This window comes from Nocardia transvalensis NBRC 15921 (assembly GCF_000308875.1).
Classification (GTDB): Bacteria; Actinomycetota; Actinomycetes; order Mycobacteriales; family Mycobacteriaceae; genus Nocardia; species Nocardia transvalensis.
Genome location: NZ_BAGL01000005.1, coordinates 1 through 10,477 on the forward strand (window position 1 = coordinate 1; position 10,477 = coordinate 10,477).

The 10,477-nt window shown below is 70.8% G+C and carries 9 protein-coding genes; 1 reads left to right on the forward strand and 8 read right to left on the reverse strand.

From position 1 onward, the window contains the following. From ON41_RS03330 to ON41_RS03345, 4 genes are all read right to left on the reverse strand, one after another. Positions 1-278: fructose transporter (locus ON41_RS03330; RefSeq protein WP_040745028.1), on the reverse strand; the 278-nt coding region annotated here is incomplete at its 3' end. Between the two features lie 42 nt (positions 279-320). Beyond that, the gene (locus tag ON41_RS03335) at positions 321-1,031 is read right to left on the reverse strand and encodes a cyclase family protein (protein WP_040745029.1); all 711 of its coding nucleotides are present in this window, start codon (positions 1,029-1,031) and stop codon (positions 321-323) included. After that, entirely contained in the window at positions 1,028-3,205 is a 2,178-nt protein-coding gene (locus ON41_RS42460; RefSeq protein WP_051160916.1) for a serine/threonine-protein kinase, read from the reverse strand. Before ON41_RS42460 ends, ON41_RS03335 begins: the two co-directional genes overlap by 4 nt. Beyond that, a complete protein-coding gene (locus ON41_RS03345; RefSeq protein ID WP_051160917.1) occupies positions 3,202-5,631 on the reverse strand; it encodes a serine/threonine-protein kinase in 2,430 nt (809 codons plus the stop codon). Before ON41_RS03345 ends, ON41_RS42460 begins: the two co-directional genes overlap by 4 nt. Positions 5,632-5,922: 291 nt before the next feature. On the opposite strand from ON41_RS03345, the gene ON41_RS03350 reads away from it, so the two are divergent. Continuing rightward, on the forward strand, positions 5,923-7,302 hold the full coding sequence (locus ON41_RS03350) for an amidase (protein WP_246829440.1): 1,380 nt from the start codon (positions 5,923-5,925) through the stop codon (positions 7,300-7,302). On the opposite strand, the gene ON41_RS03355 is transcribed toward ON41_RS03350, so the two are convergent. The 4 genes from ON41_RS03355 to ON41_RS03370 form a co-directional block, all read right to left on the reverse strand. Then, a complete protein-coding gene (locus ON41_RS03355) occupies positions 7,293-8,177 on the reverse strand; it encodes a LysR family transcriptional regulator (protein ID WP_040745030.1) in 885 nt (294 codons plus the stop codon). The genes ON41_RS03350 and ON41_RS03355 overlap by 10 nt on opposite strands. A 347-nt stretch (positions 8,178-8,524) precedes the next feature. Beyond that, positions 8,525-9,079, reverse strand: coding sequence for a hypoxanthine phosphoribosyltransferase (gene hpt, locus ON41_RS03360; protein WP_040745032.1), 555 nt, complete (start codon positions 9,077-9,079; stop codon positions 8,525-8,527). A 55-nt stretch (positions 9,080-9,134) separates the two neighbouring features. Then, positions 9,135-10,142: a tRNA lysidine(34) synthetase TilS gene (gene tilS, locus ON41_RS03365; RefSeq protein ID WP_051160918.1), complete on the reverse strand. Its 1,008-nt coding sequence runs from the start codon at positions 10,140-10,142 to the stop codon at positions 9,135-9,137. A gap of 1 nt (position 10,143) precedes the next feature. Beyond that, a partial coding sequence (locus tag ON41_RS03370) for a zinc-dependent metalloprotease (protein ID WP_174411286.1) occupies positions 10,144-10,477 on the reverse strand: 334 nt, incomplete at its 5' end.

A 10,477-nucleotide genomic window follows, 5' to 3' on the forward strand; every position in this document is an offset into this window, starting at 1 on the left:
CCGGCGACATCGAAGGTGTCCGGCTCCCCCTTGCGGGCCAGCGCGCCCGCCACCCGCAGCTCGGCATTGGTCAGGTGGAAGCCGTCCATCGGCGCGACCTCGGCGACCGGCGCCCCGGCCGCGGCGTTCACCGTGTCGCGCAGCGCCGTGGCGAGGGTGGACTTTCCCGCACCGGGCGGCCCGGCTATTCCGAGCACGTATCGCCCGACTCGCGCACCGGCCCGATCCCGGACCCGTGCCGCGAGGTCCTCGACCGAGATCTCGCCATCGCCGACCACCCGCCCGACCCTACCCGCGCGCACCCGACGCGCCGAGCACGATCAGTCCGGGATCAGCGCGTACACGCCCGCGGGCGATCCGGACCCGCCGCGATGGATCGCACCGCCCGCCAGCACCCAGGCTCCCGTCTCCGGCAGGGCGGCGAGATTCCCGAGACATTCGAGGCTGATCCGGTGCTCGCGATACAGCAGCTTGGACACCGTGTACGACTCGTCGGCGCCGAGATCGGGCCCGAAGGTATCGATCCCCAGCGCGCCCCGGCGGCCCAGCCGCCCGGTCTCGAGCAGCCAGCGCACGGCCTCCGGCGCGAATCCCGGCTGGCGGCCCTCGAACTCACCCACCCCGAGAAATTCCGGCGTCCCCCACAGCGCGTCCCACCCGGTCCACGCCACCACAGCGGCACCGCCTGGAATCCGCCCGCACCGCTGTTCCCATTCCCGCAGATCCTCGACCGAGATCGCGTAATCCCTGTTCCCCGCACACTTCTCACGCACATCGATCCGCACAGCGGGCAGCAACAGATCCTCCGACTCCAGCTCATCGGCCGCGAGCCCCTCGGGATCGAAGTGAATCGGCGCGCCCCAATGCGTCCCGGTGTGCTCGCCCTGCCGGATATATCGCAGGAAGTACCCGTCCTCCTCGATCGTCGCCACGGTCTCGGCGGCGAACTCCGGATCACCCGGATACAGCGGCGTCACCCCCGGATCGTGCACATGCGAGAGGTTCACGATCCGCGCGAACGGCGCCGTCACCGCGCGCTCCGCGGGATCACCCGGGTCAGCGCGCGCAGATCCCGCTCCAGCAGCCGGAACAGCCCATAGGTCAGCACGAACGCCAGGATTCCACCCACACTGAGAATCCGCACCGGCGGTATCACCAGCCACAGCTGGTCGGCGGGAACCAGGGTGGCTCCGGCGGCGCCGAGCAGCGGCACCGCCGCCGCGGCGGCCAGGTAGAAGTTGGCGCGCCGGGCCAGGCGCCACAGCTGCCGGCCGTCCTCCGGGCCCATTCCACCGGCGACCAGCAGCTGCGGATACAGCGATCGGACGCCGTACACCGTGACCAGGAAGAACGGGTAGGCCAGCGCGATCGAGGCACAGACCACCTGAGCGGTGTAGAACTGCACCAGATTTCGCGCGGGCAGCTCGACGCCGGTGGCCATCACGGCCAGGGGCCACACGATTCCGGCCAGCAGCCACGTCCCGAACGGCACCCACACCAGCCGGTCCCCGGCCGACAGCAACTGCCTGCGGGCGACCGCCAGCTCCTCGAAATCCGGTGCGGCATCGGCGGATACCGGACGGCGGCGCACCCGGCGGGACACCACCGCCGCGCGCCGGGTCAGCAGCATCATCAGCACCGCCGCGAGCGGGAAGGCGATCAGGTTGTTGATCAGGACCACCGTGGCGAACTTGTGCTGGTCCGTCTCCGACAGCCGCTGGATGATCAGGATGTCGTTGAGCCGGATGTTGTAGAGGCTGGCGAACAGGTTGGGCAGGCCCACGCAGGCGATCACGATGAGCGCCGACCAGCCGCGGACCCGGTAGCGCAGGCTGGTCGGCGGCGGATCCACGAGGTCGCGGGCGCGGGCGTCCAGGCACAGCTCGAGCTGCCCGGCCAGCTCCGCGCCGGAGGGCCAGCGCCGCCGCGGATCCGGATCCAGGCAGCGCAACAGTGTCCGGCGCAGGGTGGCGGGCGTATCCGGCGGCAATGTTGTGACATCGACGGCGTCGGCCCGCTGCCGGATCGCGAGCGCTGCCCCGGGATCCGACTCCGTCTCGTCACCGAAAGGACTTGCCCCGGTGAGCATTTCCCACAGCAGCACACCCAAGGCGTAGACGTCGGCGCGGGCGTCCGGCGTCGCACCGGGCCGGGCCGCCAGCGCGGCCAGTTCCTCGGGAGCCCGATACCGTATCGACTCCGCCTGCGCCGCAGGATCTTCCGAGAGCGGTTCCGCGCCGAAATCGGCCAGCTTCGGCACGCCCTCCGCGGTGAACAGCACATTGGCGGGTTTGATGTCGCGATGGGCCACACCCCGAAAGGCGGCATAGTCCAGCGCCGCGGCCAGCCGGCGCCCGACCCACGCCACCGTCTCCGGCCACGACAGCGCCGCGATCTCGGCGCGCGCGCTGGAATCGGTCGGGCGGATCTCGCCGCGCGCCTCCATCACCGCGTCCACCGAACGCAGCAGCAACCCGCCGTCGGGCGCGGCGGTGGTCCGGCGCAGCCGCAGCAGATCGGCCGCGCTGCCGCCGGGCAGGTACTGCATGTACTGCAACCGCAGCGGCCCGCCCGAGACGTCGTCGACCACCCGCTGATCGAATACGCGCACGATATACGGGTGGTCGAGCTGCGCCACGGTCCGCGGATCGTGCGTACCCGCCGTCTCGATCCGCACCGCCACCAGCCGCTGCATCGAATACTGCCGGGCCAGGAACACCTTCGCGTGCTCGGTGCCGCCCAGCGGCGTGATGAGGTCGAAGTCGTCCAACCGGCGGCCCGGGACCACGTCGACGGGCCCGGGCGGTCCCGCTTCCCCGCCCTCCTCCTGGTCCGCGTCGCGGGTATCGATCCTCAGCGTGAGTTCCGCTGCCAGCTCGGGGTACTCGTCGACGAAGTCCGCGACGCTGGTCCGCCGGTACCGCTGCCGGAGGGTGAACTCCTCGTACACCAGATCCAGGAACTGCGGGCTCGCGGCCAGTTCGGGAAACTCCTTGCCGTACTCCGACATTCGCTTGCCGTGCTCGGTGCGGCGCCAGCGCTGGCGCAGGTCCACGCGCACCAGATCGGCGAGTACCGCCAGCCGCATGACGCTGCCCTCGGGGACGTAGCGCGCCAGGGCCGGCGGATCGGAGCGCACCTCGCCCAGCGCGGCCTGCCAGTCGGCGGCGAACCGGGCAACGGCCGTATCCGCCGCCTCGGTCACGTCCGTGCCTCTACATCGGGAATGCGCTGCGCGGCAGCGGGATCCACCACCCGCTCCAGCGCGCGCAGATCGGCCTCCAGCGCACGGAACAGCACATACGACACCACGAAGGCGATGATCGCACCCACACACAGCACCCGGACCGCCACCACGACGCGCGGGATGTCCTCCGGCGGCAGGAAGGTCACCCCGGCCACCGCCAGCAGCGGCACCGACGCCGCCACCGCGAGATACCGCGTGGCCCGTCGGCCGAGCAGGCGTAGTCGGCGGGCGTCGCCGGCGCTGACGTCGCCGTGCCGCAGGAACATCGGATAAAGGCACCGCACCATGTAGAAGTTCACGAGGAAGAACGGATACGCCACCGCGATGGCCCCGCACACCAGCAGCGAGGACAGGAAATGCACCACCGCGCGCATACCGACGTCGCCCGTGGCCAGCTGTAGCGCGATCGGGAACGTGATCGCCGCGAGCGTCCACAGCGAGAAGGCGACCACGACGGCACGATCGCCCAGTAACAGCGCGTCCGCGCGAGTGCGCGCGAGTTCGCGCGGGTCGTACTCGCAACCCTTGGCCAACCCCCGAGGCACGCTGATCAGGCGGCGCGACATGTACACCAGCACCGCGCTTCCCGCCGGGAAGAACACCGCGTTCACGATCGCCGTCACGAGCGTGAAGGTGTGCTGCGACGACTCGTTGAGCCGGTCGACGATCAGCGACTGGTTGTGCGCGATGTTGTACAGCGCCGCGGCCGCGTTCGGGATCCCGATGGCCAGCACCGCCACCGGCGCCCGCCACGACCGCAGCCGCAACCGCCAGCTGCCGGGCGGCGGATCGACCAGATCGCGGGCCCGCTCGTCCAGGCACAGCTGCAACTGCTGCGCCAGCTCCTCCCCGCCCTGCCAGCGCGTGTCCCGCTCGGGCGACAGGCAGGTCAGCAGGATCCGGCGCAGGGCCGCGGGGCAGTCGGGCGGCAGCTGGTCCAGCGCTGCGGGGTCGACCCCGGAGCGCCGCCGCTGCAACATCTCGGCGAGGGTGGTGGCGTCACCGTTCTCACCCGCCGTGATGTCGTCGAAAGGCTTTGCGCCGGTGAGCAGTTCCCACAGCACGACGCCGAGCGAGTAGATGTCGGAGCGGGTGTCGAGATCGACGGCCGACCGGTGATAGCCGGGATGGCACGCCTCGAGCTGTTCCGGCGACATGTACGACAGCGAGCCGCCGAAATAGGCGACGGGACTGGCCCCGGCCAGGGTGCGGCTGAAGCTGATGTTGAAATCGGCGAGTTTGGGCGCCGCCTCCGCGGTGAGCAGCACATTGGCCGGTTTCACATCGCGGTGCAGGACGCCGTGGGCATCGGCGTAGGCCAGCGCCTCGGCCAGGCGCCGGCCCAGCCAGGCCACCGTCTCCGGCCACGACAGCGCCGCGAGTTCGGCGCGCACGCTGGAGTCGGTGGGCCGGATCTCGCCCTTCTCCTCCATCGCCGCGTCGACCGCGTCCAGCAGCAACTGCCCGCTGCGCTGCCGCGGCGGGGTCGCCCGGACCCAGCGCAGCACCCCGAGCAGGGTGCCGCCGGGCAGGAACTGCATGTACAGCAGCCGCAGCCGGCGCGCCCGGGGGTCGTCGCCCGCACCCGGATCGAATTCCTCCAGTAGCCGCTGATCGAAGACCCGCACGATGTAGTCGTGGTCCAGCTGGGCCAGGGTCTGCGGCTCGGTGCCGCGGTCCGCCGACACCTTGACGGCGACCAGCCGCTGCAGGCTGCGCTGACGGGCCAGGAACACCCGCGCGAAGGCCCCGCTGCCCAGCGCGGTCAGCAGCTCGAAATCATCGACGTGCTGCCCGATCTCGATGCCGGCGAGGATATCGACCCGGTCCGCGGACCCGCCGGAGCGGTCCGAGAAGCCGGCCGTGGTGCGGGTCGCCTCGCCCGTCCAGGTGCCCGAGGGATCGGGCGATTGCACGGTCGCGCCGAGGTCGGCGGGCGACCGCCGGGTGCTGTGATCGTCGTCGTCGGCATTGAGCAGCTCGCGCAGCTGCACCGCCTGCTCCGGATATTCGCGCAGGCAGTCGCGCGGGTCCACGCGCTCCCCGCTGTGGCGGCGGATGACGAACTCCTCGTAGACCAGGCTCGCCGGGATCGCGTCCGGGGCCAGTTCCGGGAATTCGGAGCAGTACTCGCGCAGGCGCTTGCCCGCCGTCGACACACCGTCCACCGAACCGGGCGAACGGGACAACCACCGGTACCGCATATCGACGCGGATCAACTCGATCAGCGCGTCCAGCCGCAGCGTCCGCGCGTCGGGGAGGTAGTCGGCGATCTCCGGCGGCCGGGTGCCGGACTCCCACGCTCCGGCGAAGGCGGTCACCGCGCCGAATTCGATTCCGGCCGTTGGACGCCCGACGCCACTGGAATCGGAACCAGAACTCATATCCGCACCCATCCGAACCGGGCCGGCCGAGTCAGCCGCGGGCCGGAGTCCGCACTGGTCGGTCGGCGGTGGGACGGATAGAATCCGCCACACCCGAGAACCATCATCCCCCGAGCCGTTGCCCGAAATGATAATTTGCGGATCACCACGCAACCACCCCATTTCGACCACGACGCGACGGGGGCAAGCAGCATGCACAACGAGGGCACCGCGCTAGCGGACGGCATCTCACCAGCGGATACCTCCCAGCAGACACCGACGGCAGGCGCCGGAGCCACGCAGGAGGCACCGGTGGGCGCAAGCATTGCGGCGGAGACGACGGCCACCGCCATCGCGGCGGCGGTCCGTGACGGTACCGCACGGCCCGAACAAATTCTCGAGATCGCGCTCGATCGCATCCACGCCGGAAATCCGAAAGTCAATGCTTTCAGTCTTGTTCGGGACGAGCGGGCCCGGGCCGAGGCCGCGGCGCTGGCCGAACGCGCGGATCTCGAGATGCTGCCGCTGGCCGGTGTCCCGATCGCGGTCAAGAACAACATCGATGTCACCGGCGAGGTGACCCGGGCCGGTTCGCACGCCGGCGGCGAGGAGCCCGCGACCTCCGACCATCCCGTGGTGCGGCGGCTGCGCGCGGCAGGCGCGGTGGTCGTCGGGCTGACCGAGATGCCCGAATTCGGTCTCTGGGGCGTGACGGATACCCCGGAGCGAATCACCCGTTCTCCCTGGAACATTCGCTACAGCGCGGGCGGGTCCTCCGGCGGTTCGGGCGCCGCGGTGGGTGCGGGCCTGGTACCGGTCGCGCACGGCAACGACGGCCTGGGCTCGGTCCGCATCCCGGCCGCCTGCTGCGGGGTGGTCGGCATCAAACCCGGTCGCGGCGTGGTGCCCGCCGAGATCGGTCTCGACTCGTGGGGCGGGATGACCGAGAACGGCGTGCTGGCGACGACCGTCGCCGACGCCGCGCTGGTGCTGTCGGTGCTGGCGGACCGGCCCGCGCTGGCCGACCTGGACCCGCCGGCGCAGCTGCGCGTCGGCCTGGCGGTCGGCTCGCTGTCGCCGCTGCGGGTGGACCGCCAGTGGACGGCCGCGGCCCGCGCGGCGGCGGAGACGGCCGCGGGAGCGGGTCATACGGTGACCCCGGCGACCCTGCCCTACGGCGGGGTCCGCACGGCCCTGGCGCTGCGCTGGGTGAGCAATCCCGTGCGCGAGGCCGCCGCCCTCGCCCATCCGGACCGGTTGCAGCCGCGCACCCGGCGGCAGCTCGCCCTGGGCCGTGCGGTGTTGCGCTGCGGTCTGGTGCGCCCGGGGCAGATCGACCGCATCGAGTCCCGGCTGCTGGACTTCTTCGACGATCACGATGTCGTGATCACCCCGACGCTCGCCGGTCCCCCGCCGCGCGCGGCGAACTGGCACCGCCGCGGCTGGCTCGCGAACGTCTGGGCCAGTGCGCGTTTCGCACCCTTCACGCCGCTGTGGAATCTGGTGGGCTGGCCCGCCCTGAGCGTGCCGATGGGCATCCATCCCCGCACCGGCACCCCGCTGGCCGCCCAGTTGGCCGGGCCGCCCGGCAGCGAGTCGACGCTGCTGCGGCTGGCCGCGCAGCTCGAGGCGGCGCGCCCGTGGCGCCGGGTCGCCGAGGGACCGCGGAGCGTGGACGCGGCTCAGACCTGAGCCTGCTCCGGAGTCGCGAATCCGCCGGCGATGACGCGATTGGCGAAGTCCAGGATCGTCGGTCGATCGTCGTCGGCGCGCCAGGCCACGGCCAGCTCGCACGGCGGCAGGCCGGTCACCGGTCGCGCGGACAGTCCGGGCCACCGGTACATCGGCACATTGTTCTCGGCCAGCAGGCAGACGCCCAGGCCCAGGCTGACGGCCTCGAGCCGCTCCTCGGCCGTGGCGGCCTCGCCGCCGATCTTCGGCTGGCGCCCGCCGCGGGCATCGTTGCCGAGCCAGAAGTCGCGGGCGGCGCCGGCCTCGGGCGGCATCGCGATGAACGGCTCGTCGGCCAGATCGGTGAATTCGATGGCCTCTCGCTCGGCCAGTGGATGGTTCTCGGGTAGCAGGACCCAGCGCGGTTCGGTGCGTAGCACCGCCCAGCGATAGCGCCCGGCATCCGGGACCGGCAGCCACATCAGCGCCAGATCGGCCTGCCGCCCGGACAGCCCGCTGGACGGGTCGGTCCAGGACGCCGAGTGCAGTGCGAGCCGGTGCCCGCTGGCACTCTCCAGATCGGCGATCAGCCCGCGGCCGATCGAACTCTGAATTCCCACGCGCAGCACCTCGCCCGCCTCCTGCAGGGCGACGTTGGTGACCTCCCACAGTTCGAGGATCTTGCGCGCACCCTCGAGCAATTCCTTACCCGCCACGGTCAGGGCGACGCTGCGCTGGTTCCGGTCGAACAGGACCACATCGAGCTGACGCTCGAGCTGGCGGATCTGCCGCGAGAGGGTGGGTTGAGCGATGTGGAGCCGCTGAGCGGCGTTCGTGAAGTGCAGTTCCTCAGCGACGGCAACGAAGTACCGCAAGTCGCGCAAATGCGGGTCCATAGCCCCTTGCTATCAGAATCGGTCTTGGAAATCCAGCCGGTTCAGACCCCAAAGTTTGAAATGGGGCGTAGAAACAGCCACGAGGTTTGTTACTGACAGCATATTGGTTGGGCAAAACGCGTGCACAACCGCCTCCGCGAACGACCAGATAATCCAATATTCAACCTATTTTCGCGGCAATAAAGACACCCGACCAGCAGTAACGGTCACCACGATTCGCCCATGTCACAAGAGCGACACCGCGTCGTCAACAAGCCACGCGGGCCAGCAACAACCTTCCGCCCGGGATGAACTGGGAACATCTCCAAACAGTGACATTGGTCACAATTTCAGCTGTCTGCACCCGATCACTCGCTGTAGACCTTCGGGGCGAGGGTGCCGATATACGGCAGATCGCGATAGCGCTCGGCGTAATCCAGGCCGTAGCCGACGACGAACTCGTTGGGGATGTCGAAGCCGACGTGCGCGACATCGACGTGGGTGCGCAGCGCGTCGGGCTTGCGCAGCAGCGTCACCACCTCGAGCGAGGCGGGGTTGCGGCTGGACAGGTTGCGCTTGAGCCAGGACAGCGTGAGCCCGGAGTCGATGATGTCCTCCACGATCAGCACATTGCGGCCCGCGATGTCCTTGTCGAGGTCCTTGAGGATGCGCACCACGCCCGAGGACGAGGTGGACGACCCGTAGGACGAGACCGCCATGAACTCCATCTGCGTGGGAATCTGCAACGCCTGGGCCAGGTCGGTCATGAAGAAGATCGCACCCTTGAGCACGCCCACCAGCAGCAGGTCGCCCTCGGGCGCGTCGGGGGGATAACGCTTGGCGATCAACTCGGCCAATTCCTCGACCTTGGCCTCGATCTGTTCCTCGGTGATCAGCACCGACGCGATGTCGTCCCCATACACGTGCGCTGGTTTCCCTTCACTGAAAGTCCGATCGCCGGCGCCGGCGTCACCGGGATCAGTATCGTGCAAACGCCAGGCACAGCTTCCCACGTTCGCGCGTGGCAACCAACCGGGTCCCCGGCTTTCCGCCGCCGAGCGCCACGCCGCCCTGGCCGCGCCAATCCGTAACCAGCGCGTCGACTGCTCGTAAATGCTTGTCCGTCAAGGCTTTTGCGCCATGTGCCAGCAACCAGGAACGGATCGCGCGGCGGCGGACGGCCCCCGGTGCGGTGGCGAGGGTCTCGGCCGACAGCGACCCGCCCTCGTCCGCCGCTTCCAGCAACTGGTCGGCAAGCGTGTCGAGGACGACGCCGTCCTCGCGCAGCTGCTCGGCGGTGCGGGCGAGCGCGGCGGCCACCCCGCCGCCGAGTACGTCCTCCAGCAACGGCAGCGCCTCGGTGCGCAGCCGCACGCGGGTGAAGTCGGGCGATCGGTTGTGCGGATCCTCGTGCGGCCGGAGGCCGAGATCGGCGCACAGCCGCCGGGTCGTGGCCCGCCGCACGCCCAGCAGCGGGCGGCCCCACGGCGCGGCGTAGTCGGCCATGCCTTGGATCGAGCGCGCGCCGGAGCCGCGGGCCAGACCCAGCAGAACCGTCTCGGCCTGATCGTCCAGGGTGTGGCCGAGCAGCACCGGCGATCGCCCGCGCGCGCCCTCCAGCGCGGCGTAGCGGGCCTGCCGCGCCGCCGCCTCGGGGCCGCCGTCTGTACCGACCGCCACGGGCAGGACACGGACCGCACGGCACCCCAGCGTCGTCGCCACGGCGGCGGCCTCGTCGGCCACCCGCGCGGACCCCTCCTGGAGCCCGTGGTCCACGATCAGGGCATCGACCACCTCGGCCTCGGCGACGGCCGCCGCGGTCAGCGCCAGCGAATCCGCGCCCCCGGACAGGGCCACCGCGACCACGCCGGTCGGCGCGTAGCGCCGGAGCCAGTCCCGCACCGCGTGCCGGACGTCCAGCGCCGCCGGGGTTTCGGGGAGGAAGGCGCGCCGCCGTCCCGCCGCGTCGGGTCCCGGCGAGTTCATCTCAGCCGAGCACCCGGGTGATCCAGCGCTGGGGGTCGCCGATCTCGTCGGTGCGGGGCAGGGTGTCGCCGTCGGTCCACACGGTGTTGAAGCGTTCCATGCCGACCGTGCCGACCACCTCGTCGACGAAGGCCTTGCCGCGCACGTACTGCGCCACCTTGGCGTCGACGCCGAGCAGGGCGCGCAGCAGCCGCTGCAACGGGTTCGCGGGGCGGCGGCGACGCTGGTCGAAGGCGTGCCGGATCTGGACCACCGACGGGATCACGGCCGGGCCGACGGCGTCCATGACGTGATCGGCGTGGCCCTCGAGCAGGGTGCCGAGCATCAGCAGCCGG

Bases quoted from the DNA above. Each gene is read 5' to 3' on its own strand.
- ON41_RS03345 (WP_051160917.1), bottom strand. From the start codon at position 5,631: ATGAGTTCTGGTTCCGATTCCAGTGGCGTCGGGCGTCCAACGGCCGGA.
- tilS (WP_051160918.1), bottom strand. From the start codon at position 10,142: ATGAACTCGCCGGGACCCGACGCGGCGGGACGGCGGCGCGCCTTCCTC.
- ON41_RS03355 (WP_040745030.1), bottom strand. From the start codon at position 8,177: ATGGACCCGCATTTGCGCGACTTGCGGTACTTCGTTGCCGTCGCTGAG.